Raw genomic sequence first — 26,806 nt, 5'->3', positions numbered from 1 at the left:
GGTATTGAATAGTATAATTCACGGGGCGAAATTCGCCCCGTTAGAGGGGAAAGACTGAGGAATAATTTAGCTAACTTGTTTGACGCGTAGCTCTTTAGGTACTGCAAATTCTACGTTTTCTTCGCGTCCAGGACGCTCTGATGCAGTTTCTGCGCCCCATGCTTTGAGTTGCGAAACCACGCGCTGAACCAATACTTCAGGCGCCGACGCACCGGCCGTTACACCAATATGCTGCACACCTTCCAGCCATGCTTTTTGAATACAGGTTTCATCCGCAATCAGATAGGCCTTTGCACCAATCTTTTCCGCCAACTCGCGCAGACGATTAGAGTTTGAGCTGTTTGTGGCCCCTACGACCAACAGGACTTCACAATCACCGGCAAGTTCACGAACGGCATCCTGACGATTCTGAGTGGCATAGCAAATATCATCTTTACGGGGGCCAGAGATAGCTGGAAACTTGTCACGTAGCGCATCAATCACGTCTGCCGTGTCGTCTACCGATAGCGTAGTTTGACTGCAAAAATAAAGATGCTCTGGGTCTTTGACTTCCAGTTTTGCCACATCGTCAGAAGACTCCACCAGATAAATGCCGCCTTCCGGATTATCGTATTGCCCCATGGTGCCTTCCACTTCGGGATGACCAGCGTGACCGATAAGAATACATTCTGTGCCTGTTTTACTGGCGCGAGTCACTTCCATATGCACTTTAGTTACCAATGGGCACGTGGCATCGAACACTTTCAGGCCGCGAGATTCTGCTTCCTGTCGCACTGCTTGAGACACACCGTGAGCAGAAAAGATCACGATACTGTCATCAGGCACCTCATTGAGCTCATCGACGAACAGCGCACCACGGTCTTTTAAGCCATCAACCACGAATTTATTATGCACAACTTCGTGGCGTACATAGATAGGCGGACTAAACATTTCCAGCGCACGCTCTACAATGGTAATAGCCCGGTCGACACCAGCACAAAAACCACGGGGATTAGCAAGATGAATTTGCATTACTGACTCCGTTTACGCCTGTTCAGCGCTGTTGATCACATCAACAATTTCAACATCAAAAATAACAGTTTGCCCTGCAAGCGGGTGGTTGAAGTCTACCGTAACGGAATCTCCCGCAATGCTGCGCACAATGCCTGGGACTTCCGCACCATTTGGTTGTGCAAACGCCACAATCATGCCTTCTTCCAGCTTGAGTTCGCTGCTAAAACGGCTGCGTTCCATATGATGAATACTGTCTGGATTTGAATGACCAAACGCGTCTTCAGGGGCCAGCGTGAATGCTTTTTTGTCGCCCTTGGTCAAACCTAGCAAACAGGCTTCGAAATTTGGCGTTAAGCTACCGTCGCCCATAACCAGTTTTGCAGGCTTATTGGCCAGACGCGTGCTGTCAGCGGCAGAACCATCTTCTAGCTTAAGATCGAAGTGCATAATCACTTCAGATTTTTCATTGATCACGTTATCTGTCATTACAAGCTCCTACCACTTATTTTGCGCGGGTTTGTTCGGACGATTTATTGCTGTCTTTGTTGGTCAGCATGTCCCAAACCAGCAAGGCCGCACCGATAAAAATCGCACTGTCAGCCAGATTAAACGCGGGCCAGCTCCAGGAACCCACGTAAAAATCAAGAAAATCAATTACAAAACCATGTACCAGCCTGTCGTAGACGTTGCCGATAGCACCGCCCAGAATGAAGCAGAATGCCACGGGCAGCAAACGCTGCTGTTTGTCTGACTGCTTCAGCCACCACAGGATAATTGTGCTAACCACAACAGCAATACCGGTGAAAAACCAGCGTTGCCAACCTGAGGCGTCATGAAGAAAGCTGAACGCCGCACCGTAGTTACGCACATAGGTGAAGTTAAAAAATGGCATGATCTCAACAGATTCAGACAATGCCATGTTGCCGATAATTTCGTACTTGCTCCACAAATCCAGCGCGATAACCACTGCGCTAATCCATAAAAAGCGCAGCCCGGTATCGGTGAGTAATTTAGGCATACTGACGCGTTTCCCCTTCGCCGTCTACGTTGGTCACACAACGACCACACAGTTCAGGATGTGCATCGTGGCTACCCACGTCTTCGCGGTGATGCCAGCAGCGTACGCACTTCTCGCCCGCGCTCTTTTCAACTTCGATGAACAGGCCTAATAACTCAGTCGCCAACGCTGAATCTGGCTTATCCGCAAGCGGCGCAAGCTCAACACCGGAGGTGATGAGTACGAAGCGCAATTCGTCTTCAAGCTTAGCGAGCACATCAAACAGGGCTTCATCGGCATACAGTCTGATGTTGGCTTCCAGTGAACCACCCAGCTTGCCGTCTTTACGAGCCTGCTCCATGGCCTGGTTAGCCGCATCTTTCACTGTCATGACTTTATGCCAATAAGCGTCGTCAAAACCACCGTCAGTGGCGAAACCGCTCAGGCCTTCATACCAGGCTTCAGTGAAAATAAATTCACTGCGCTCACCCGGCAGGGCTTCCCAGATTTCCTGTGCAGTAAAGCTGGTGATTGGCGCCATCCAGCGAACCAGAGCTTCAATGATGTGGTACAGCGCCGTCTGACATGAACGACGGGCGTTGCTGTCGCCTTTGGCGGTGTACTGACGGTCTTTAATGATATCCAGATAGAAACTGCCCAGTTCAATAGAGCAGAAGTGCATCAGCTTCTGAGATACCACCAGCATGTCGTAGTTGCTATAAGCTTCAATCAGTTCCTGCTGTAGTTTTTCGGTACGGGCAACAATCCAACGATCTAATGCCACCATATCTTCAGCCGCAACCGCGTGTGCTTTCGGGTCGAAACCGTTGAGGTTCGACAACAGGAATCGGGCAGTATTGCGTAGACGACGATAGGCATCAGCAGCACGCTTAAGAATTTCGTCAGATACCGCAATCTCACCACGATAATCTGTAGATGCCACCCACAGACGCAGAATGTCAGCGCCCAGCTTGTTGGTCACCTGCTGCGGTGCAATCACGTTACCGATAGACTTGGACATCTTGCGGCCCTGCGCGTCTACGGTAAAGCCATGAGTCAGCACTTCTTTATAGGGCGCGTGGCCGTACATGGCAGTTGAAGTCATCAGTGAAGACATAAACCAACCACGGTGTTGGTCAGAACCTTCGAGATATAAATCTGCGCTGGCCGGAATGTCATCACGACGCTCAACCACAAAATAGTGGGTTACACCTGAATCGAACCATACATCCAGGGTATCCAGTACTTTTTCATACTGGTCTGCATCGGCACCGAGCAGTTCTGCATCGTCCAGATCCCACCAGGCCTGAATGCCCTTCTCTTCCACCGCTTTTGCTACAGTTTCGATGATGGAATCAGTTTGTGGGTGCAATTCGCCGGAAACGCCATGTACATACAAGGGAATAGGCACGCCCCAGGTGCGCTGGCGGGAAATACACCAGTCAGGACGACCCTCTACCATTTTTTCAATGCGGTTCTGACCCCATTCTGGTATCCACTCGGTCTTTTCAATTTGTTCCAGTGAAGCTTTGCGCAGACCTTTCTTGTCCATGCTGATGAACCACTGCGGGGTTGCACGGAAAATGATAGGTGTTTTGTGGCGCCAGCAATGTGGATAGCTGTGCTCGTAATTGATGTTCAGTAGCAGGTTGCCGTTTTCTTCCAGCTTCTCAATGATTGGCTTATTGGCTTTAAACACGAACTGACCGGCAAACAGCGGCGTTTCATCGTTATACACCCCGTTATTGGCTACCGGGTTATACACTTCGATGCCGTATTGTTTACCCACATTAAAGTCGTCTACACCGTGTGCAGGCGCAGTATGCACCAAGCCGGTACCCGAGTCGGTGGTCACATGGTCGCCAAGAATAAACGGCACGGTGATATCCAGGAACGGATGGTTAACGGTAAGTTTTTCCAGCGCCTGACCAACACAAGTCGCAACAGTTTTGTAGTTTTCCACGCTGTAGCGAGACATACAGCTTTCAACCAGATCTTCCGCCAGGATGATCCAGTCGCCGCCGTTGAGCTCAACCAGCGAGTAAGTCAGTTCAGGGTGCAGGCTGATAGCGCGGTTAGCAGGCAGTGTCCAGGGTGTGGTGGTCCAGATAACGGCGGAAGCATTGTGCGCTTCCAGGTCATCGGCAGATACACCAAACGCCGCACCAATCGCATCCACATCAGCTAGCGGGAATTTTACGTCGATAGCAGGAGACACTTTATCTTTATATTCAACTTCCGCTTCTGCCAATGCAGAACCACAGTCTGTACACCAGTGAACTGGCTTGAAGCCTTTTTCCAGGTGGCCCGAGTCTACGATTTTGCCCAGCGCGCGAATGATATCGGCTTCAGACTGGAAATCCATGGTTTTATAGGGCTTATCCCAGTCGCCAAACACGCCTAAACGGATAAAATCTGCCATCTGACCATCGATTTGCTTTTGCGCATACTCACGGCACTTCTGACGGAACTCGGCGGCAGACACTTTTACGCCAGGCTTACCGACTTTCTTTTCTACCATCAGTTCAATAGGCAGACCGTGACAGTCCCAACCCGGCACGTAAGGGGCGTCGAAATCAGACATGCCTTTGGCTTTAACGATAATGTCCTTAAGAATCTTGTTTACCGCGTGACCAATGTGAATATCACCGTTCGCATAAGGAGGGCCATCGTGCAGAATAAAAGGTTTCTTACCTGCCTTTGCTTCGCGAATTTGCTTATACAGGCCTTTTTCCTGCCAGCTTTTAAGCATCGCCGGTTCTCTTTGCGCCAAGTTACCGCGCATAGGGAATGGCGTTTCCGGTAAATTCAATGTCGGTTTGTAATCGCTCATAAACTCGTTATTTCCGTCCACCTGCCGTTGCGAGTTGCCCGCAACAATTTGATTTAAAACTCAGGCGATACCGAAAAGGGCTTTTGCCGCTTCCGCATCACGCTGTATCTGTTGTTTCAGTTCGTCGAAAGAGTCGAACTTTTGTTCATCACGGAGTTTTTTCACCGGATAAACCTTGATCTGTTCACCATACAGGGTGCCTGTATAGTTGAAAATATGCACTTCTAACTGGGTGCGCTTGCCCTGCACCGTTGGTCTGGCACCCACATTAGCAACGCCGTAAAAACGCTCGCCCTGCACATCTACAGTAACGGCAAATACGCCGTTAATGGCCGGGCGGGACCGCTTCAATAATACGTTTGCAGTAGGAAAGCCAATAGTGCGGCCTTTCTTGTCACCGTGCACAACCCGGCCATCGATAACAAAAGGTCGTCCCAACATGTTACCGGCTTTTTCAAATTCACCTTTGGCGAGCACTTCACGCACTGCGGTAGAGCTTATGCGGCAATCATCCACCATAAAGCTCTGCGTACTGACCACATCAAAGCCCATGGCTTCACCAGCACGTTCCAGCATGGAGAAATCGCCGCGACGACCACGGCCGAAGCGAAAATCATCTCCCACAACGAGAAATTTCACGCCAAGACGCTCAACCAACAGTTCTTCAATGAAGGTATCCGCTGTTTGGCTGGCAAAATATTCATCAAAGCGCACGCACAGCAAACGGTCTACCGACTGTTCTTTGAGTAACTGGTATTTTTCCCGTAAGGTGCTCAGTCTCGCCGGTGCCGTGTCCGGGCTGAACAGTTCTTCTGGTTGTGGCTCAAAAACCATCACAGTGGATGGTAGCCCTAAACGTCGGGCTTTTTCATGTACATTCGCCAGCACAGCCTGGTGCCCGCGGTGTACGCCATCAAATTTACCAATGGTGAGAACACACCCACTATGTTCGGGGCGCAGATTATGAAGACCGCGAATTAATTCCACTTGCTGCAGGTTTCCTGTTCACCGAAGGCTAATTTACAAAGCTCGCGATTATAAACGACCCGCCACGTAATACCAATCGTTGCGCACTGTTTATCCGCCAATTGCCTTAAAGTGGCGAATTCGAACGCCCAGAATCAGCAAAATGGTGAAAAATACAGCAGCGGCACAGCCAATTGTTAGTGCCACGTGAAAAATCTGTTCGGTGAGCGCAAAGTCATAAAAGGCATCGCCCACATCGAAGTACAAAATCACCGCCGCCAGCGCCACACTCGCCAGTATCACCTTTACCAGGAATAATACGGTTTCCTTCGACGCCTGATACACGCCCATTTTATGTAAGGTAACGTAAAGCAAACCAGCGTTTAGCGTAGCGGAAAGTGAGGTGGCAATGGCCAGACCGATATAACCATACGGAATGGCGAAAATCAGGTTAAACACCATATTGGCAATCATGCACCAGATGCCGAATTTCACCGGCGTTTTGGTATCCTGTCGGGAATAAAACCCGGGCGCTAATACTTTCACCCACATGAAACTAATCAGGCCGCAGGCATAGGCAATCAATGAGTAAGATGCCATTTTCGCGGTTTCCACGCTGAATTCGCCGCGCTGGAATATCACCGTCATCAAGGGTTCTGCCATAAAGGCAAGCCCTACAGCGGCAGGAATGCCCAGTAGCGACACCATACGAACGCCCCAGTCCATGTTGCCACTAAAAGCCGCAGGATCTTTTGCTACATGATTGCGCGACAACGTGGGCAAAATGACAGTGGCGATGGCAATACCAAATAAGCCCAGTGGGAATTCCAGCAAACGGTCTGAGTAATATAGCCAGCTGATAGAACCGGTTACCAGGAAACTGGCTATTAAGGTGTCGAACAGCAGGTTGATCTGCCCCACCGACACACCGAATAAGGCAGGTATCATCAGCGTGCGTACTTTCACCACCTGAGGGTCATGCCAGCCCCACTTGGGCTTAACCAGCAACCCTGCCCGGTAAAGGAATGGAATTTGAAACGCCAGTTGCACAATACCACCAATGAATACCCCCCATGCGAGGGCAAATGCAGGCTGGGAAAATACCGGCGCAAGAAACCAGGCACAGGCAATAATACACACGTTCAGCAACACCGGCGTAAATGCCGCCACCGCAAACCGGTTCATGGTATTCAAGATGGCGCCGGACAATCCGGTCAGCGTAATAAAGGCCAGATAAGGAAACGTAATTTTCAGCATCACCGATGCCAACTCAAATTTATCCCCGGCCTCCTCGCCTTCCATCCAGGCAATGAACCAGCCGGTACCAAACAGCGCCGTTAACACTGGCGAGGCGATAACACCGACAATAGCTACCACAAAGACAATCGCACCTAGCGTTCCGCTCACCCGGGCAATAAAAGCACGCATTTGCGCTTTGTCTTCGTCATGGTGAACTTCGGTTAATACAGGAATAAAGGCTTGGGCGAAGGCCCCTTCGGCAAAGAGGCGACGCAAGAAGTTGGGTATTTTATTGGCGAAAAAAAACACGTCGGCCGCTGCACCATCTCCCATGAGCCTGGCCACCACCACGTCTCGGACCAATCCCAGAATACGTGACAGGAATGTCATGACACTCACAATAATTCCTGATTTTAATAATTTCCCTGACACACTCGCCCTGCTTTTACCTGCAAAAATTCAGACCGCCACTATAACGGAAGCAAGGGTCAGGCGAAATCTCCACGATTAAATAATCTACGTTGAAACAGCGTGTTAAATTAAACATGAAAAAAACATGACATACAGATGAATTCCCCCATTTGCCCTGCTATAATCCGCGCATCTCACGGGGGATGCCTTTATTGCGCAATCTTAATAACTATTTTTCCTGCGGTGTCGGGCAAAATAGTTTGACATTTGGTCGCCGGATGAGCATAATCCGCACCCTATTTTTTAGACATGTATTTATTTTGGGAGTTACACCTTGGCTAACATTAAGTCTGCTAAGAAACGTGCAATTCAAGCCGAAAAGCGTCGTCAGCATAATGCCAGCCGTCGCTCCATGACTCGTACAAGCATCAAGAAAGTTGTTGCTGCTATCGCTGCTGGCGATAAAGAAGGTGCACAAACTGCACTGGCAGCTGCTACTCCGATTCTTGACAGAATGGCAACCAAAGGTTTGATTCACAAGAACAAAGCTGCTCGTCATAAGAGCCGTCTGGCTGCGCAAATTAAAGCGCTGTAAGACATCTGACGAGAAGAAAAAAAGCGCCGCAGGCGCTTTTTTTATGTCTGAAATTCAGCATCAGAAAGCCCTTCCCTTCTTCTACTCTGTTCATTGAGTGCAATGATTGCCAATGGATGCCAGCGTGTGTCATCGCTAGTTAAATATCCTCATGGTTTTCTACATGTAAAAAAAAGCCTCTGCAAAATGCAGAGGCTTTCTATTTATCGCTATAGCGAATTACGAAGTCAGATTAGAAATCGTAAGATGCAGTGAACTGCACGCGACGCGGTGTTTGGTACGTCTGCGCTAAGCCAAATGATGCACTATCATCGTTAGCCGCAATCTCAGCCACTTCGTTGTAACGTGTTGCTGTGGATGCGTTGAAGACATTGAATACGTCTACAGCAAAGCGGATTTTCTGATCCTGGATATGCAGGTTGTAAGTGAAGTTTAAGTCTAAACGTGCAGTCCATGGCGTTGTACCCATGCTGCCACGTGGGAAGTATCTGTCACCCACCCAGTAAGTATCACCGTATTGGTAAAGATCTGAGTCTGGCGTGTATCCTGCACCCAGCGCAGTCCAAGGACGACCAGAAGCAATGTTCAGGTTAGCACCAATCAGGAAGTCTTCCGTTACGGCGAAAGCACCGTAAACCTTGATGTTGTGACGACGATCCGCAGGCAGGTTACCGTACGCACCATCCATCAGGTATGGGTAATCCCAATCCTGCGTTAAGCCTGCATCGTCCTGACCATTATCAGATTTAACAAAACCTTCGGTGTTACCGTAGTTGTGCGACCAGGTATACAAGGCTTTCAGCGACCACACTTTGTCCCATGTTTTTTCGATGGTTAAATCAACTGCGGTGTAACGACGTTTAGCATCTGGGTAACCCAGTTCTTCAGCCGTAAAGCTATACTCTTCAGTAACACCATCGCCATCGAGGTCGAAGTTGAAAGTGGCACCACTGCCCGGGTTAAACAGGAACCAGTTTTCACCCAGGTAGTTTCCGTCTTCATCAGTAAAGATATAAGAGCCATCGTCAATCTGGTTGCCCAGATCGCGATAAGTCGCCTTGATGCCCCATGACCAGTCATCATTAATTTGAGCCTGGTAGCCAACAATTACTTCATCGTTGTACATTGGGTCCAGGTTCTTATCCGCCAGGGTGTTAGACGCTTTTGCTGTACCGTCACCGCCGTTAGAGATAGCAGGATCACCCAACTGATTGCTTAATCCTACTGGCGTGCCGTCTGCATTTAAACCTTCATACTCGTACCAAGTTTGAATATAGGTTTCTGCACCTGCCAAACGAATATTGGTATTGGCAGCAACAGGCAGATAGTAACGACCTGCCGTCATATATAATTTGCTTTCGCCGTCGCCATTAATATCCCAAGACGCGCCAAGACGTGGTGCAATCTGGTTATCGATAGATACGAACTCGTCGCCTTCCGCATTATAGTTAGTGAAGCTGTCGTTACGCAGACCCAGGTTCAGCGTGACGGTATCAGTAACAGCCCACTCATCTTCAATGTAAATAGCCCAGTTTTCTACTTCAAACTCGCCGATATTTTCATAGTTACGAACGCGGGTTGTCTTCATGGTTTCAGGCAACACATAGCCGTTAGGCAGTTGTGAACCAGCTTCATACGTACGGTAGTAGTAGTAGATGCCACCCGAGTTGAGCGTTGCGGCATTTGCCGTGTTGGTTTCAGAGTCGTAACCAAACTTCAACGTGTGATTGTCGCCCACGTACCAATTGAAATCTAAACGCATTTGTTCACGTTTATCTTCATTTGCGCCAACGGTAGTGGTTACGTAACAGGTTGTACGAGAAGCAGTATCTGCGTCGTAGCCCACCGGACAATCATCAAAATCTGAGTAATCCGTTTCTGAGAACTTCACCACACCGTACATGGCAGACATGCTGAAATCATCAGTCAGGTTACCGGTATAGCGCAACGCATAACTTTCGCCACCACGAGTATGATAAGCAACACCGCCTTGTTCATCAAAGTTGCCGTCGTCGTTGCTATCGTTGTAAATGGTTTCTGAATACGTACGTTTATCGCTGAAACCCCATAACATCAACTGGTGGTCATCGTTGATATTCCAGTCGATTCTCGCCAGATAATACGGGTCATCATCTTTCTCTACGCTCAGCGTGCTCACTGAATCATCGTTACGAGTATCGTTATCACGGGCTGTGTAGATACCATAGAAGAAGAGTTTGTCTTCAATCAGTGCACCAGAAGCATAAATATTCGTTTCCAGTGAACGGGAATAATCACCACCATTGTTTACGTACAGATCGCCAATACACTGGCCATCAGCATCACCACAACGATCGTTCTGACGGTAAACCGAGTTTGGCGCCTGCTCAGTGAGTGACGCTGGAGAATAAATGGTTTGAACGCCGAAGTGGAAGTCGTTAGTACCTGATTTGGTTACCGCAGAGATCAGGCCACCTGTTGAACGACCAAACTCAGACGAATAACCACCGGTCTTAACCTGGAAACCATCATAAGCAGTAAACGGAATCGTTGCACCACCCAGACCATTTCGGAAGTTGGTCAAATTAAGACCATTCACGTAATACGCGTTTTCTGCAACAGAGGCACCACCAAAGGATGCTTGATCGCCGAAACGGCTGTCGCCTTCAGTCGCCCCTGGTGCAAGCAGCGCCACAGACGTCACTGAGCGAGCAATAGGAAGAAGATCAAGTTCTTCGGAACTGATATTTAACGATGACTCAGTAGAAGATACATCGACGGCACGAATTGCCGTACCCACCACACCAATGTGCTCAACATCACCTTCTGTCATAGGAACAGAAAGCTGAGCGGTTTTACCAACACCGATAATCACGTCGTTGATTTGCGCTTGCTGGAAGCCTGGCTTTGACACGGTGATGGTATATTTACCAACGGGAACGGTATTGAGGTTGAACTCTCCGTTTTCATCAGCTTCGAGGATTCTTGAATAACCCTTTGATGGATCCGCAATGGTAATGGTTGCGCCTGCCAGCGAGCCGCCAGATGCTGAGACAACACTACCTTTGATAGCACCGTCAACGTTATCTGCCATGGCAGGCATAGAAGCACTTAAGGTCATCGCAACGGCAACGGCGGTCAATGAACCTTTAAATGACCCCTTAAATGAATTGGAAAAGCTTTTTTTCATTATTGTTTCCCTGTGAAACTTTATTGTTTGTTCGTTGTTATTTCTTACACAGTAACTGCGTACCCCTGGTTTATTAATTAAGCTAAATTTCAACTCAACTAAAACGGGAGAATAATTAACACAGCAATCCAAATAAGTTCAATTTTTGAATTAACATAATCGACAAAACAACAAGAAAACAGCTTGAAATAAAAAACTAATTCACTATTAATAATTTATAAAATAACTATAAATAAAAACAAAGTGCATTTTTTAAACGATTGAAATGAAACCACATCAAACGAAAAAATCATTTAAAATCAATAAAGTGAAAACTTTACGTAAAGTTTGTAGACTTTAATAAAATGCGAAAAAATATAAAAAACAAGTTTAAACAAAATTTAAAATAAATATATAGAAAAAATTAAAAGATTAAATTTAGAACAACTATTAAAGCTAAAATACAAATAAAAAATTAAATAAGAATTATTTGAAAATCAGAAATAATAACGCTCTTTGCTGTTGTCATTAATCCGTCATTCAACCTTCACCTTGTTGTCAACGAACAGTCACCTGACTGTAAATTAACCAACCTAAGATATCCTTCCAAAGTTACTGCTTTGGAAATGATGATGAAACCTACCCACTACCGCACCCTCTGGTTGTCTGACATCCATCTTGGCAATAAAGATTGCAAAGCCGAGTATCTTCTCAACTTCCTCAATAACGTCACCGTCGATACGCTCTATCTGGTTGGCGATATTGTTGATATGTGGGAAATGCGTCGTCAGTTCCGCTGGCCAGAAGCGCATAATCAGGTGCTACATACTTTTATGAAAATGAGTCGTGAAGGCACCAACGTGGTATACCTGCCGGGTAATCATGATGAGCCCTTGCAGTCATACTCTGGCATGGACTTTGGCGAAATTGAAATTCGTCGCGAGTATGTACACACCACAGCGCAAGGAAAGCAGTACCTTATTCTTCATGGCGACCAATTTGACGCCGATGTCACCATTGGAAAGTTTCACGCCTGGATTGGGGATAAGGGCTATGACTTGTTGCTGTTTCTAAACCGCTGGTACAACCGGTTTCGCCAGTGGCGTAATAACGACTACTGGTCGTTGGCAGGCTACATCAAAAAACATATTAAAGGGGCGAATACTGCCATTGCCCGTTACCGTGAAGCGTGTTGCAACCGGGCCCGAAAATTACAGCTTGATGGCGTGATTTGCGGCCATATTCACCATCCCGAAAGTACCATGGAAGACGGTATTCACTATATTAACGATGGGGACTGGATTGAAAACTGCTCAGCCTTGGGTGAAGACATGAGCGGCAATCTTAAACTCATCAGTTGGATAGAGCAGATGCAAGCACAAAGTACAGTAACCGAATTCAAACCACAGACGAAATCCACTAAAGCAGCCTGAGCCAGATCAGGCACGCGGCTTCGACAAAATGATGCGCTTGTCACCGAAGTGACACGAAAGTGCTCAAAAAACGTCACAGTCGATTGCTAACGTACGGTTAAAAATATAGGAATAGAATTATGTTTACTGTCGATGATGTACTCACCCAGCATTATCCGCAGGTGGTGGATAAGCCCTGGTTATTCAAGTCGCTCTCATTCGTTTTGCGCCATCTTTTGCACGAGCGGGAGATCACTGAATTCGGCGAAACCTACCCTCACTACGAAGACATCGATTTTGTTGAACAGGTGCTTGAATACTTTAATGTTAGCTATTCAACCCGTGACGTTGAAAAAGAACGGATCCCCAGCGACGGTCGTGTAGTTATTATCGCGAACCACCCGATTGGCTCCCTCGACGGCCTGGCCTTAATTAAGCTGGTAAGTGAAGTGCGCCACGATCTGAAAGTTGTTGCCAACCAAATGTTGATGGCAATAGAGCCTCTGCACAACATGCTGCTACCGGTAAACAATATGCAAGGCGGCACGCCCAAACAGCATCTCGAAGCCATTCATAATCACCTTGCCGGTGAAGGTGCTGTTCTGATATTTCCTGCCGGGGAAGTGTCGCGATTACGCCCTCAAGGTGTGCGTGATACACGCTGGCACACCGGGTTTCTGCGAATAGCAAAACAAACCAAATCACCCGTGTTACCGGTGTATATCGATGCGAAAAATTCGCCGCTTTTTTACAGCGTCTCTATGGTGTACAAACCCCTGGCTACAGCGCTACTGGTGAAGGAAATGTTCAAGCAGCGTAAGAAGCACCTGCCTATGCGCATTGGTGAAGTGATCCCTTACGAAGCTTACAGCCAGCTTACGCTGCCGTTGAAAGAGCAAGTGCAACTGTTTAAGCGACACCTCTATCGCATTGGATCTAACCGTAAAGGTGTTTTGGCGACACAAGCGCCGATTGCTATGCCGGAAGATCGCAAAGAGCTTTCCAGAGCCATTAAGCAATGTGAACACCTTGGCCACACGGCAGACGGAAAACACATTTATCTCTATCAGCATCAGGGTTACTCGCCCATCATGCGCGAGATTGGTCGATTAAGAGAAATCGCCTTTCGTGCTGTAGGTGAAGGCACTAACCGTCGCCGCGACATAGACCAATATGATTCTCACTACTATCACCTGGTCTTGTGGGACGAGAGTGATTTAGAAATTGTCGGGGCTTATCGATTTGGCGACGCTAAATTATTGAGCGCTGAAGGCCATCCTACCGGGCTTTATTCCGCGACCCTGTTTAACTACAGCGGCGATAACGAAAAGCTTTTTACTCAGGGCTTAGAACTGGGACGCAGCTTTGTACAGCCCCGTTACTGGGGAAAGCGTAGCCTTGACTACCTGTGGATGGGAATAGGCGCATTTCTGAGCCGCTACTCACAATACCGATATCTGTTTGGTGCTGTGTCTATCAGCAACGCCTACCCCCAACCCGCTAAAGATTTACTGGTACAGTTTTATCGTCAGCATTTTCCGGCCAAATTCGGCGAAGCGACATCCCGGCTGCCTTACCAGGTATCTGCAGACGTGATTGAAACGTTTAGCGGTGAAGACTATAAAAAAGAGTTTACCTTGTTGAAACACTTACTCGCCAACATGGGCGTGAACGTGCCAACCCTCTACAAACAATACTCTGAAGTAGCTCACGATGGTGGTGTCGCGTTTCTCGACTTCAACGTAGATCCGGATTTTAACGATTGTATTGACGGGCTTGTTGTAGTGGATATGGATATGCTCACCGATAAGAAGCGCAAGCGCTATTTACAATACACCGGGCTTTCAAAAACCGCCTAACTTGACTGCTATTTTGATCACGCGCCCTGCTCTGCAGGGCGCTGTGCTTTTACCACTGTAAACCTCTCAAGATCACGCTTAACTATTCTATTTGGGTAGACCTGCGTTCGACGTTTTATCCACGCCATTTCAGTGAACAAAAAATAAACTTGCAGTTTACTATTACACGTGTAATCTTAATTAAGACTACAGACGTAATCGGTAAACAAACATGAGTGAAAAGCGTAATAAGCCAGATATTTCCAATGCAGAATATGACGTACTTGACGTGCTTTGGGAAGGTTACCCCGCCTCAGCCAGCGAGATCATTAGTCGTTTAAACGAACGCAAAGCGTGGCATGAAAAAACCGTTAAAACCTTGCTGGGACGGCTGGTGAAAAAAGACGTTCTCAGTTTCGAGAAGCAACAGCGCCAATACCTCTATACCCCGTTAATAGCACGACAAACATACCGGGAAAGCGAAACCGAAACCTTTGTCAGCCGCCTGTTCAAAGGCAAAGTCGCCCCACTGGTCGCGGGTTTTGCGAACCAGAAAAATCTGTCCAAACAGGATGTGGATGAACTCAAAGCACTCATAGCAAAATGGGAAAAAGACAATGACTGAATGGTTGATCGCCCAGCAGTACATTATTTCAGTAGCGGCATTACTTTTGATTGCGATAGAGAAATGGCTGCCCGGGAAAATCGGTGCGCTGCGCACTTACCAACTGTGGTGGTTGTTTCCCGCCATGCTCCTGGCAAACAACCTACCGCTCGATTTCATGCCTCACAGTACAAGCGGTATAACAAACTATGTGGTTGGCATGACGCCCACGACGACTGTGCCAACGTCATTTCCCTTTCTGACTATGTGGGGTTCGGTAGCGTCACTAATATTAGGTTCGGTAATTATTCAGTACTGGCGACTATCCCGTTCCATGAGTGAACGCGACATGACGGTGTTCGGAACAAAGATAAAAACGTCTGAAAAAGTCAGCTCTCCTCTGCTGTTCGGCATCGTGTATCCAACGATCATTCTACCTGCCGATTTTGCTGCGCAGTTCAGTACCTCGCAGCAGCGGTTGATCATTAAACACGAAACGGTTCACCTGCGTCGGGGTGACAGCCTATGGAACGCATTGGCTTTACTCACCCTTTGCCTGTTCTGGTTTAATCCCCTCATTTGGCTGGCCGTGAGAGCATTCCGAATGAGCCAGGAATTAGCGTGTGACGAAACCGTTCTAACAAATTCGACCAAGGAAGTAAAAGTCGATTATGCCAAAGCACTGGTTCAGTGCGCGGGCAACAATGCTTACAGCAGCTCGCTGTACCCTACTCTCGGAGATAAAAAGACCATGATGAAACGACTAGAAATGATATCGACACCGATAAAAACAAATAAACGCATCACAGTAGTGACCATGCTCGCGGCGCTAGTGCTGCTTGGAAATACTGCATTAGCGAATATGCCATCACCGTCAGAACATGACGATAAAATTAACATGGCTACGCCGGTTATTCGGATCGACCCAGTGTATCCTCAGCAAGCCCTCAGTGAGAATATCGAGGGTGAAGTCGTCCTTAAATTTGATATTAGCGCCACAGGCAAAACAGACAATATTGCGATTGTCAGTGCTTCGCCCGCAGGCCTGTTTGATGAGAGTGCTAAAACAGCTTTGGCGCAGTGGCAGTACAAACCCCGTATTCAAGGAGGAAAAGCCATGGTTCAAAAAGATTTACTGGTGAAGCTGGAGTTTAGACTTGAGCAAGAGCCTGAAATTGTCCGGGTAATGCCTAAGTAAGACTAAAATTAAGAAGCATTGATAAAGGGGCTTCATGCCCCTTTTGTTTATAAAGAACTTTATTACTCAGCATAATCCACGATTTCCCGGGTATCAGGCCGTATTTCTACGCGGTGGCCCGACACATCCAACTGTACGTTTCCTGTCGTTGGGTCCCGCTCAATTACCGTACTTTTGCGGTAGGTATCGTAACCAAGAATACTGCCAGGCTTTAACAGCATGGCTAAGTCGATATTGGTGGACGTGTCCTGAGCAATCTGCGTCAGTGGCATACTGTAGTCGTCGATGCCTATATTTTGTGGTCGGTCAGCGGCATGGGCTAACAGCGGGAGAAATGCCAGGCTTGCAGCAACGATTCCTGTGTACGCTTTCTTCATCTGGTCGTTCTCCTTTAGATACCGTTTAAGCGCCTCTACAACTTTCGTATAACACGCTTTGCTTGATACATGTTCAGCAAGAACTATTCCAATCGGAAAAAGCCTTTAAGATCAATGGCTGGTGAAAATCAGGTTAGCACTATGGTATTTTTTACCGTATTTTTGCATCATATTTGCAACACCTCAGGGAAAATTTTACCGTGATAAAAATTATTGTACTTGTTCCTCTACTGCTGAGTTTGCTGTGGTTTGCTTATTTAAGAGCAAATAAGTGGTCACTCTCTCAGGGCAAACAGGGATTCCTGTATATTCTTGTCCTCTCAGCGGCAATTGCTGCGTTCTACACAGTGATGATGATTCTTACCCACTAGCGATGCCAGTAACGGGCAATTGCGTTTTCTACAGGCGAAAAAAAAGGGTGCGAATATCGCACCCTTATTTATTTGTTCGCGGCAATGCTATGTTTCTTAGCAAAGCACCTCGTACCGCTGGTGTTTAACGAGTGGCCGCCGTCTCAATATCAGCACCTTCACGCAAAGATTTTACAAACGCAGCATAAGCCGTTTGACTATTTGCACCGGCAAGGCGTTGTTGGATAGCCGCGACTGTTGCATCGTCTGCGGCTTCTGGCGCTTTCACGTCGAGCAGTTCAATCAACGCAACATCACCACTGCCAAGACGTGCGACGCGACGAGATTTACCTTCTGCTGGCGCAAGCGTAAACAGCGTGCTTACCACATTGGCAGGAAGCTGCTGATTAGCGCGATTCACGTTTTCCGCAGTTTCCCAACTCAGCGAACGGCTTGCTAATGCGTCATCAATCGCATTACCTGCATCCAGTTCAGCAAGCTGCGATTCGGCCCAACTCTCAGCAGCCTGCTGAGACTTTTCAGCACGTAATGAGGCTGTGATGGCGTCGCGCACTTCTTCAAGCGTCTTGGTACGCTGTGGCTCATGCTCGCTCACACGCACAACCACAACGGTATTCGCATCCATTTCAATCAAATCGCTGTTAACCTGCTCTTCAATCAACTCGGGAGAAAATACGTCACTCACAACCTGTGGGTTATCAATAGCGGCTGGTACTTGATTACGACTGAATTGCTCTGTGGTTTCAATTGATTTATTCGCCACGGCGGCCACTTCTTCAAGTGTGTCAGGCACTTCGAAAGCAACCTCGGCCATACGAGACTGTAGTTCGTAGAACTTGTCTGTCGCACGTTCGGTGGTCAGGCTTTCTTTAATGCTATCTTTCACTTCCGCCAGCGTTTTCACGGTTTCCGGCTGAAGCTCAGTCAACTTGATAATGTGGTAACCATACTCTGTGCGAACCACGTCAGTAATATCACCAACGGATTCGAGAGCGAATGCTGCGTCATCAAATGCATCATCCATCTGACCCGGCATGATAAAGTCTAGATCACCGCCTTCTTCTGCAGAGCCAAAGTCATCAGAATTTTCTTCAGCTAACGTTGCAAAGTCAGCGCCGTCTTTCAACTCAGCAAGCAGAGATTCTGCTTTTTGCTGGGCTTCTTCGCTGTCTTCTTCTGACGCAATTAAAATGTGCGAAACGCGACGACGCTCTTCGGTACGATACTGATCTTTATTCTCTTCATACCAGGCAGCAATGTCTTCATCAGAAACCGATACATCGCCTTTAAGATCGTCAACAGACAGCTTCACATAAGAAACAGCGACTTTCTCTTCGGTATCAAATGCGGTGATATTGGCATCATAGTAACTTTGAATATCGGCATCAGTAATGTCTACTTCATCAGCAAACGGCGCTGAATCGATAACAAGATATCGGGCATCACGTGTTTGTGCCTGAAGCGCATAAACACGCTTGGCTTCGCCCGGTAGAGCAAAATCAGATACACCCAACGCGCGGGTCAGTTGCTCACGGGTTAACTGAGTGCGCAGCAAATCTCTAAAATCACTCGGCTGATAGCCGTTTTGACGCAGCAGCATCAGATAACGATCGTTGTTAAATTCGCCGCCGCTTTGAAACTCAGGCATATTACGAATGGTGTTACGAATTTGCTCGTCTCCCACTCTCAAACCCAGCTCTTCCGCTTTTTGTAAAACCAGCTTCTCGTCAATCAGGCTGTCTAACACGCCGCCACGAAATTGCTGAAGATAACCTTCGTCAGCAAACAGTTCTGATACGCTCTCACCGTACTGCGATTCCATGCGACTACGCTGAGACTGATAAGCTCGCTCTAATTCATTCAGACTGATTTCTTCGCCATTTACGGTTGCGGCAACTGTCTCGCCTGAGCTATTCAGGTAGCTGCCAACGCCCGCGAACACAAAGCTCAGCACGACCAGACCAATGATGATCATCGCCCAGGGGCCCTGCGAACCTTCTCGGATTCTTTCTAACATGACTTACATTCAACTCCGTTGCTTACTTCTCAAAGCCCACGGTCCGTACGATGCGGTGTGGACAAAATATGCCAGATTATATCGATTCCCCCCGCCAAACGCGACATTACCATCAGTCTATTTGCAGGAATCATCGATTAATCCAGTCAATTTGCCGGGATGGACTGCGGGAGCTTAGGGGTAGGACAAATAAAAAAGGCGATGGTTCTGACCATCGCCTTTTGTCAAATCTTGTTTGCTTAGTTACAAGCATCTTTCAGAGCTTTACCAGCTTTGAAAGAAGGTACTTTAGCAGCAGCGATTTGGATTGTGTCACCAGTCTGCGGGTTACGGCCAGTGCGCGCAGAGCGCTCACGAACCGCAAACGTACCGAAACCTACCAGTGCAACCTGATCACCTTCTTTAAGCGCTGCGGTAACTGCATCAGTGAATGCATCTAATGCACGGCCTGCAGCAGCTTTAGAGATATCTGCACCAGCAGCGATTTGGTCGATTAGTTGAGACTTGTTCACAATTATGATCCCCTTCGATTGTTATTATACTGTTTGTCCGAAAACAGTGATTGTCTTTTCGAACGTTATAACAAGCTTGATTAATAGATTCAAGTACAGTGTTACAATTATTTAACGTTTAATGATTCGCTGCAATCCCTTTAGAGACAAGGCTTCAAGCGAGTACGTTGTAAAGGTAACACAACTTCTGAGAGTTGAAAGCCCTAAATTTGAAAAAATCATCGAATTTAGGGCTTCAACGTTTATTTTTTGAGCAAAAACAAAAAATGACGCTGGATCCCGCGTGTTTACTGCGATCCAGCTTTCTCAAGCTGTCACTTTTCAGTGACAACCTTAAACGAGTCAACAGGTTCTTGAAGCGCAATATCGAGCACCTCGTCAATCCATTGAACCGGATGTATCGACAAATCCGCTTTCACGTTGTCTGGAATTTCTTCCAAATCACGCTCATTGTCTTTAGGAATAACAACTGTTTTAATACCACCACGGTGAGCTGCCAGTAACTTCTCTTTCAAACCACCGATGGCCAATACTTCCCCGCGCAGCGTAATTTCACCTGTCATGGCCACTTCGCACTTCACCGGATTCCCCGTAAGCGTTGATACCAGCGCCGTACACATGGCAATACCCGCACTAGGCCCATCTTTTGGTGTCGCACCTTCAGGAACGTGTACGTGAATGTCACGTTTTTCATAGAAATCCGCATTGATTCGCAGTTTTTCTGCACGGCTTCTTACTACCGTCATAGCTGCCTGAATAGATTCCTGCATCACATCGCCCAGTGAACCGGTAGATGTCATTTTTCCTTTGCCTGGAACTGCGGTGGTTTCAATAGTCAGCAAGTCACCGCCAACCTGAGTCCATGCAAGACCAGTTACTTGACCAATCTGATTATCTTTGTCTGCTTTACCGTAATCAAACCGCTGAACACCGAGGTAGTCTTTCAGGTTATCCTGTGTCACCACCACTTTATCTTTAGTCTTGCTCAGCAGAATGTCTTTCACGGCTTTACGGCAGACTTTCGAGATCTCACGCTCAAGGCTACGCACACCCGCTTCACGGGTATAGTAGCGAATCATGCCAATAATGGCAGACTCAGTGATATCTAGTTCTTTCGCTTTAAGGCCGTTTCTTTCCACCTGTTTTGAAATCAGGTGACGGGTAGCAATATTCAGCTTTTCATCTTCGGTGTAACCCGATAAACGAATTACTTCCATACGGTCTAATAACGGACCTGGAATATTCATACTATTTGAAGTTGCCACGAACATGACATCAGAAAGGTCGTAGTCGACTTCCAGATAATGATCACTAAAGCTACTGTTCTGTTCAGGGTCGAGCACTTCTAATAACGCAGACGATGGGTCTCCTCGCATGTCAGAAGACATCTTGTCGATTTCATCTAAAAGGAACAGCGGGTTTTTAACCCCCACTTTCGCCATTTTCTGAATCAGCTTACCGGGTAAAGAACCAATGTAAGTACGACGATGTCCACGAATTTCCGCTTCGTCACGCACACCACCAAGTGCCATGCGCACATATTTGCGACCGGTCGCTTTGGCAATAGATTGACCTAATGAGGTTTTGCCCACACCAGGAGGACCAACCAAACAAAGAATTGGGCCTTTAAGTTTTCTGACACGTTTTTGAACGGCCAGATACTCAACAATGCGCTCTTTGACTTTCTCCAAACCGTAGTGGTCTGCATTCAGTACTTTTTCAGCCAGTGACAAATCTTTCTTTACTGCACTGCGTTTATGCCAAGGAACATTCGTTAGCCATTCAATATAGCTACGTACCACTGTGGCTTCCGCCGACATAGGTGACATCATCTTCAGCTTTTGCAACTCAGCTCTCGCCTTGTCTTCAGCTTCCTGAGGCATCTTCGCCTCTTCGATCTTTTTGCTCAGTGCTTCAAATTCGTCAGGGGCGTCGTCGAGTTCACCCAGTTCTTTCTGAATAGCTTTCATCTGCTCATTCAGATAGTACTCACGCTGGCTTTTCTCCATTTGCTTTTTCACACGGGTACGAATTTTCTTTTCGACCTGTAGCAAATCAATTTCACCTTCCATCAGTGCCATCAGATATTCCAGACGTTCATTCACGCCCTTCATCTCTAACACCTTTTGTTTTTCAGCGAGCTTCAACGGCATATGCGCCGCCATGGTGTCTGCCAGGCGGGCCGCATCTTCGATACCATTTAGAGAAGTGAGCACTTCAGGTGGGATTTTCTTGTTCAGTTTGACGTAACCCTCAAACTGCGACACTGCCGAACGAATAAGCACTTCCTGCTCGTTCTCAGGTAGCAGTTCGTCTTCAACACGGTTTACCTGGGCAACAAAGAATGGCTCAGCTTGCTCATAGCTGTGAATTTCTCCACGCACGTTACCTTCAACCAATACTTTAACGGTACCGTCGGGTAACTTGAGCAATTGTAAAATTGTCGCCAGCGTACCTACTTCAAAGATATCATCCGCCTCAGGCTCATCAACACTGGCGTCCTTCTGAGCGACTAGAAAAATTTGTTTATCATTTTCCATTGCCGCTTCAAGGCAACGAATGGATTTTTCCCTACCAACAAATAGCGGTATGACCATGTGGGGATAAACGACTACGTCCCGTAAGGCAAGTACGGGGATCTCAATGCGATCTTCACGCTCTACTGTCATACGTGTTCTCTGTATTGTTCATAATGTGAATTGATATGGGGATGCACAGGCAAAGTTCAATCAATCCTGTGTTAAACCTTGTTACTTTAACCATTATCGATTTTTAATGACGGTGCAACCTTTTTTGTCCCGCTGAATACCGCTAAACGGAGTGACTGTTCAAATATGCGGCAGAACCTGGTTATGGCTTATTAGAAATGATAACTATTCTTGATATGGCAAACTTGTTATTCTCAAGAAATTGAATAAATTACCGTTAAAAACCTATACTCCATAGATATCAAGATTGCAGTGAAACTTGTTATGAATACATCTTCCCGACATTCTGGGTTTACCCTCATTGAATTAATTATCGTAATTGTCATTCTCGGTACGCTAGCGGTAACAGCCGCCCCCCGCTTTATCGATCTTCAGGATGATGCAAATGCAGCAAGTGTGCAGGGCGTTGGTTCTGCCTTTGGTTCTGCCATAAAGTTAGCGCATTTAAAATGGCGAGCAGGAGGGCATTCAGGACCGGTGGATAATTTGGATGTATTTGGCAATGGACAGAATGTGATTGATTTTAATCAGTATGGGTGGCCGGCGCAGAGTTACACGCCCTATGAGGCCAGCCCGATGACGGATAACGCATGGGACTGTGCGTCACTATGGAACGCACTACTAACAAACGGCAGCCCTACCGTAGCGGAAGACAACTCAGCAGATTATCAAGCGACGTACGAAAACAATACCTGTACCTACGTGCTTCAGGCACAACCTGCTTTTTCTATTTATTACAGTTCACTGACGGGTGAAATCGTCATAGATGACACCTTGTAAACACAACTATTCTTATTACCTTGCCACTTCACAGCGGTGGTATTGGATCAAAAAAGGCCCCGTAGGGCCTTTTTTCATGTTCGTGTACATCGCATCATTCTGATGCTGCTTTCTTCTCTTCGCTCTTGTACATCAAAATAGGCTTCGACTCGCCTTTAATAACAGACTCGTCGATGACTACCTTACAAACATTTTCCATAGAAGGCAGTTCGTACATGGTATCAAGAAGTACCGCTTCTACGATTGAACGCAAGCCACGAGCACCGGTTTTCCGCTGCATCGCTTTACGCGCGATAGCATTAAGCGCATCGTCACGGAACTCAAGCTCTGTTTCTTCCATGGCAAACAATGCAGCATACTGCTTAGTAATCGCATTTTTAGGCTCACGGAGAATTTGAATTAACGCTTCTTCGTTCAGTTCTTCCAGACTGGTTACCACTGGCAAACGACCAATAAATTCTGGAATAAGCCCGTATTTCACCAAATCTTCCGGCTCAACACGTTTAAACAAATCGCTCAGTTCACGCTGGCTTTCTTTAGACTTCACTGACGCACCGAAACCAATACCGGTATCTTTGTTGGCACGTTGTTCAATCACTTTATCGAGGCCCGCGAATGCGCCGCCACAGATAAACAAGATCTTCGACGTATCAACCTGCAGGAATTCCTGCTGCGGGTGTTTACGGCCGCCCTGAGGAGGAACCGAAGCGACAGTACCTTCAATCAGTTTCAGTAGCGCCTGCTGAACACCTTCACCAGAAACATCGCGGGTGATTGATGGGTTGTCAGACTTGCGGGAAATCTTGTCGATTTCATCGATATAAACTATACCGCGCTGGGCTTTTTCTACGTCGTAATCGCACTTCTGAAGCAGCTTCTGAATAATATTCTCTACGTCTTCACCTACATAACCCGCTTCGGTCAGCGTTGTTGCATCGGCCATAGTGAAAGGCACATCCAGCAATCTTGCTAAGGTTTCTGCGAGCAGAGTTTTACCACTACCTGTAGGACCAATCAGCAGGATGTTACTTTTACCTAACTCCACGCCTTCATGAACATCACCATTACGCAGGCGTTTGTAGTGGTTATATACCGCTACAGACAATACCTTTTTGGCATGTTCCTGACCAATAACATAATCATCGAGATGAGTATGAATTTCCTGAGGTTTTGGAAGCGCATCCTGTTTTTGCTTAGGTGCAATTTCCTTAATTTCCTCACGAATGATGTCGTTACATAACTCGACACACTCGTCACAAATAAAAACGGACGGTCCTGCTATCAGCTTACGTACTTCATGCTGGCTTTTGCCACAAAAAGAGCAGTACAAAAGCTTGTTATCACCGTCGCCGTTCTGCTTGTCACTCATTACACTTTGCCTCTGCCTTTCCTGAACAAATAGATTTCGTGCGGGTACACGAGTTCAGGCTATCTATAACTATACTACTTAGTGGCGGCTGCGTCAGATCGATTTGTTAAAATCTGATCGATCAGGCCATATTCCTTGGCTTCTGCTGCACTAAGGAAGTTATCCCGATCCGTATCGCGTGCAACTTTTTCATAATCCTGACCAGTATGCTCCGCCATCAGACGGTTCATTTTTTCTTTAATAGACAGAATTTCTTTCGCGTGGATTTCAAAATCCGACGCCTGCCCCTGGAAACCACCTAGCGGCTGGTGAATCATCACGCGAGAATTAGGCAGACAGAAACGCTTGCCCTTCGCACCACCTGACAACAGGAACGCGCCCATACTCGCAGCCTGACCAATACATACAGTACTTACGTCTGGCTTAATAAAATTCATGGTGTCGTAGATTGCCATACCGGCAGTCACTGAACCGCCTGGAGAGTTGATATACAAGAAGATATCTTTCTCTGGATTCTCGGCTTCAAGGAATAACATTTGGGCGACAATCAGATTCGCCATGTGGTCTTCGACCTGGCCCACTAAGAAAATCACATTTTCTTTCAGTAGACGGGAATAAATATCGTAGGAACGTTCACCTTTAGACGTCTGCTCGACGACCATCGGCACCAATGCATCTTGTGGTTCAAATGGGTTTATCATATCTACCTTGATTTCTTAGCGTTAAAAACAAAAATGCCCGGAAGGTTCCGAGCATTTAAGCAGTTGCAGACAGGTTAAGTCAATCAGAGGGTAATAAATTACGCCTGTTTGTTCATAACCTCGTCAAAAGCTTTGGTGACATCCTGAGTTTTGGCATTTTCCAGCACCCAATCAATCGCCTGCTCTTCCAGTGCGACGTTGCGCATCTGGTTCATCAGTTCTTCGTTAGCTTTATAATAGTCCACAACTTCCTGAGGATCTTCATAAGCTGACGCTGCAGACTCAATTAAAGCCATTACTTTTTCGTCATCTGCTTTCAGTTCGTTCTGCTTGATCACTTCACCTAACAGCAGACCAATGCGAACACGACGTGTTGCATTGTCAGTGAACAGTTCAGCTGGCAGTTCTGGCATGTTAGCGCCGCCGCCCTGTTGGCTGAAACGTTGTTTAGCCTGTTCACGCAGTGCATTTACTTCTTGATCGATCAGTGCTTTAGGCACGTCAAATTCGTTCTTTTCAAGAAGTTTAGTAATAACATCTTCTTTTACGGTAGTTTTCAGTGTTTGAGTCAGTTCGCGTTCCATGTTTTTACGCACTTCCGCTTTTAATGCCTCAACACCACCTTCTTCTACACCGAAGAGTTTAGCAAATTCTTCATCAACGTCAGGTAATTGCTTACCTTCAACTTTCTGTACTTTTACATCGAAAGTTGCAGCTTTACCTTTCAGGTTTTCAGCATGGTAATCTTCAGGGAAAGTCACTTCAACAACAACGTCTTCACCTGTTTTCGCGCCTACCAGTGGCTCTTCAAAGCCTGGGATCATGCGGTTCTGGCCCAGTTCCAGTGTAAAGCCTTCTGCTTTGCCACCTTCAAATTCTTCACCGTCAACTTTACCAACGAAGTCGATAACAACACGGTCATCTTTTTTCGCTTTACGCTTAACTTCTTTCCAGGTTGCGTGTTGCTTTTGCAGTGTCTCCATCATGTTATCGAGGTCAGCGTCGGAAATTTCAACCACTGGCTTCTCAATTTCGATGTCTGCTACGCCCTGAACTTCAACTTCAGGATACACTTCAAATGCTGCAACGAACTCTAAATCCTGGCCATTTTCATCTTTAACCAGTTCAAAAGAAGGCATGCCTGCAGGATTAATTTTTTCCTGAACAATTGCCTGATAGAAGTTTTGTTGCATTACATCGCCAGCAACTTCCTGACGAACAGCAGCGCCGAAACGCTTCTGGATCACGCTTACTGGTACTTTACCAGGACGGAAACCGTTGATGCGTTGCGTTTTTGATAGTTGTTGAAGACGCGCTTTAACCGCAGAATCAACAGAATCTGCTGGAACGGTAATAGTAAGACGGCGTTCTAAACCCTGGGTCGTCTCGACTGAAACTTGCATTTTGTTACCTCAACTGTGCGTCTTAAAGTGACGCTTTGTTTGAATCCCCTTCCCGTCCTTGCCTGATTCGGCGCGTAACACCGGGGTTAGAGGGACTGTTATTCAACAGTGTTAAACCGTTGTTTAATCACATTGGTTAAAAAAAGACGCGGTAGTATACAAGCAGCTTTTTGCAGAGTCGAGAGGGTTTGGCAACAAATCACAGGAAATTAGTCTGTTGACGCAAGATTTCTGCGAAGATGTAGAAAATACAGGAAAAATTGGGAAATAAATGGTCGGTGAGACAGGATTTGAACCTGCGACCCCTTGGACCCAAACCAAGTGCGCTACCAAA

At 46.9% G+C, this 26,806-nt stretch carries 21 protein-coding genes; 7 read left to right on the top strand and 14 right to left on the bottom strand.

Annotated elements, in window-relative coordinates; all coding sequences use genetic code 11:
• Positions 1-66 precede the first annotated feature (66 nt).
• The 6 genes from ispH to murJ all read right to left on the bottom strand — a co-directional run bounded on the left by ispH (position 67) and on the right by murJ (position 7,460).
• A complete protein-coding gene (gene ispH / locus BFC18_RS16520) occupies positions 67-1,011 on the bottom strand; it encodes a 4-hydroxy-3-methylbut-2-enyl diphosphate reductase (RefSeq protein WP_070126661.1) in 945 nt (314 codons plus the stop codon).
• Between the two features lie 12 nt (positions 1,012-1,023).
• Complete coding sequence (fkpB, locus tag BFC18_RS16515; protein ID WP_070126660.1) at positions 1,024-1,479, bottom strand: FKBP-type peptidyl-prolyl cis-trans isomerase; 456 nt, start codon at positions 1,477-1,479, stop codon at positions 1,024-1,026.
• 16 nt (positions 1,480-1,495) lie between these two features.
• Entirely contained in the window at positions 1,496-2,011 is a 516-nt protein-coding gene (lspA, locus tag BFC18_RS16510; protein ID WP_070126659.1) for a signal peptidase II, read from the bottom strand.
• Positions 2,004-4,823 (bottom strand): isoleucine--tRNA ligase, encoded by a 2,820-nt coding sequence (gene ileS, locus BFC18_RS16505; protein ID WP_070126658.1) that lies wholly within the window; start codon positions 4,821-4,823, stop codon positions 2,004-2,006. The genes lspA and ileS overlap by 8 nt, the downstream gene beginning before the upstream one ends.
• A gap of 60 nt (positions 4,824-4,883) precedes the next feature.
• Positions 4,884-5,810 (bottom strand): bifunctional riboflavin kinase/FAD synthetase, encoded by a 927-nt coding sequence (gene ribF, locus BFC18_RS16500; protein ID WP_070126657.1) that lies wholly within the window; start codon positions 5,808-5,810, stop codon positions 4,884-4,886.
• A gap of 90 nt (positions 5,811-5,900) precedes the next feature.
• Positions 5,901-7,460, bottom strand: a complete 1,560-nt coding sequence (gene murJ, locus BFC18_RS16495) for a murein biosynthesis integral membrane protein MurJ (RefSeq protein WP_070126656.1) — start codon at positions 7,458-7,460, stop codon at positions 5,901-5,903.
• Between the two features lie 313 nt (positions 7,461-7,773).
• On the opposite strand from murJ, the gene rpsT reads away from it, so the two are divergent.
• Entirely contained in the window at positions 7,774-8,034 is a 261-nt protein-coding gene (rpsT, locus tag BFC18_RS16490) for a 30S ribosomal protein S20 (protein WP_070126655.1), read from the top strand.
• A gap of 232 nt (positions 8,035-8,266) precedes the next feature.
• Here rpsT and BFC18_RS16485 read toward each other — a convergent pair whose 3' ends face one another.
• On the bottom strand, positions 8,267-11,203 hold the full coding sequence (locus BFC18_RS16485; protein ID WP_070126654.1) for a TonB-dependent receptor: 2,937 nt from the start codon (positions 11,201-11,203) through the stop codon (positions 8,267-8,269).
• A gap of 611 nt (positions 11,204-11,814) precedes the next feature.
• Between BFC18_RS16485 and BFC18_RS16480 the strand changes: the two genes are divergently transcribed.
• The 4 genes from BFC18_RS16480 (at position 11,815) to BFC18_RS16465 (ending at position 16,234) form a co-directional block, all read left to right on the top strand.
• Positions 11,815-12,615 carry a UDP-2,3-diacylglucosamine diphosphatase gene (locus tag BFC18_RS16480; protein ID WP_070126653.1) on the top strand — a complete coding sequence of 267 codons (801 nt, stop codon included), beginning with the start codon at positions 11,815-11,817 and terminating at the stop codon, positions 12,613-12,615.
• Between the two features lie 119 nt (positions 12,616-12,734).
• The gene (olsF, locus tag BFC18_RS16475; protein WP_070126652.1) at positions 12,735-14,453 is read left to right on the top strand and encodes a bifunctional ornithine lipid synthase OlsF; all 1,719 of its coding nucleotides are present in this window, start codon (positions 12,735-12,737) and stop codon (positions 14,451-14,453) included.
• A gap of 211 nt (positions 14,454-14,664) precedes the next feature.
• Entirely contained in the window at positions 14,665-15,057 is a 393-nt protein-coding gene (locus BFC18_RS16470; RefSeq protein ID WP_070126651.1) for a BlaI/MecI/CopY family transcriptional regulator, read from the top strand.
• Entirely contained in the window at positions 15,050-16,234 is a 1,185-nt protein-coding gene (locus BFC18_RS16465; protein WP_070126650.1) for a M56 family metallopeptidase, read from the top strand. The genes BFC18_RS16470 and BFC18_RS16465 overlap by 8 nt, the downstream gene beginning before the upstream one ends.
• Positions 16,235-16,296: 62 nt before the next feature.
• On the opposite strand, the gene BFC18_RS16460 is transcribed toward BFC18_RS16465, so the two are convergent.
• Positions 16,297-16,611, bottom strand: coding sequence for a hypothetical protein (locus BFC18_RS16460; RefSeq protein WP_070126649.1), 315 nt, complete (start codon positions 16,609-16,611; stop codon positions 16,297-16,299).
• A gap of 200 nt (positions 16,612-16,811) precedes the next feature.
• Between BFC18_RS16460 and BFC18_RS21740 the strand changes: the two genes are divergently transcribed.
• Positions 16,812-16,982 carry a hypothetical protein gene (locus BFC18_RS21740; protein ID WP_170826617.1) on the top strand — a complete coding sequence of 57 codons (171 nt, stop codon included), beginning with the start codon at positions 16,812-16,814 and terminating at the stop codon, positions 16,980-16,982.
• A gap of 124 nt (positions 16,983-17,106) precedes the next feature.
• On the opposite strand, the gene ppiD is transcribed toward BFC18_RS21740, so the two are convergent.
• The 3 genes from ppiD to lon all read right to left on the bottom strand — a co-directional run bounded on the left by ppiD (position 17,107) and on the right by lon (position 22,180).
• Complete coding sequence (ppiD, locus tag BFC18_RS16455) at positions 17,107-18,999, bottom strand: peptidylprolyl isomerase (protein WP_070126648.1); 1,893 nt, start codon at positions 18,997-18,999, stop codon at positions 17,107-17,109.
• A 239-nt stretch (positions 19,000-19,238) separates the two neighbouring features.
• Positions 19,239-19,511: a nucleoid-associated protein HU-beta gene (gene hupB / locus BFC18_RS16450; RefSeq protein ID WP_070126647.1), complete on the bottom strand. Its 273-nt coding sequence runs from the start codon at positions 19,509-19,511 to the stop codon at positions 19,239-19,241.
• A gap of 314 nt (positions 19,512-19,825) precedes the next feature.
• Complete coding sequence (lon, locus tag BFC18_RS16445; RefSeq protein ID WP_070126646.1) at positions 19,826-22,180, bottom strand: endopeptidase La; 2,355 nt, start codon at positions 22,178-22,180, stop codon at positions 19,826-19,828.
• A 303-nt stretch (positions 22,181-22,483) separates the two neighbouring features.
• On the opposite strand from lon, the gene BFC18_RS16440 reads away from it, so the two are divergent.
• Positions 22,484-22,999, top strand: coding sequence for a prepilin-type N-terminal cleavage/methylation domain-containing protein (locus tag BFC18_RS16440; RefSeq protein ID WP_083273146.1), 516 nt, complete (start codon positions 22,484-22,486; stop codon positions 22,997-22,999).
• A 94-nt stretch (positions 23,000-23,093) separates the two neighbouring features.
• On the opposite strand, the gene clpX is transcribed toward BFC18_RS16440, so the two are convergent.
• From clpX to tig, 3 genes are all read right to left on the bottom strand, one after another.
• Entirely contained in the window at positions 23,094-24,368 is a 1,275-nt protein-coding gene (gene clpX / locus BFC18_RS16435; protein ID WP_070126644.1) for an ATP-dependent protease ATP-binding subunit ClpX, read from the bottom strand.
• A gap of 74 nt (positions 24,369-24,442) precedes the next feature.
• Positions 24,443-25,069: an ATP-dependent Clp endopeptidase proteolytic subunit ClpP gene (gene clpP, locus BFC18_RS16430; RefSeq protein WP_070126643.1), complete on the bottom strand. Its 627-nt coding sequence runs from the start codon at positions 25,067-25,069 to the stop codon at positions 24,443-24,445.
• Positions 25,070-25,167: 98 nt separating this feature from the next.
• Complete coding sequence (gene tig, locus BFC18_RS16425) at positions 25,168-26,472, bottom strand: trigger factor (protein ID WP_070126642.1); 1,305 nt, start codon at positions 26,470-26,472, stop codon at positions 25,168-25,170.
• Positions 26,473-26,806: the final 334 nt, after the last annotated feature.

Origin of the sequence: Alteromonas confluentis, from assembly GCF_001757105.1 — a bacterium.
Lineage (GTDB): Bacteria > Pseudomonadota > Gammaproteobacteria > Enterobacterales > Alteromonadaceae > Alteromonas > Alteromonas confluentis.
This window is presented reverse-complemented; position numbering and strand designations above follow the sequence as displayed.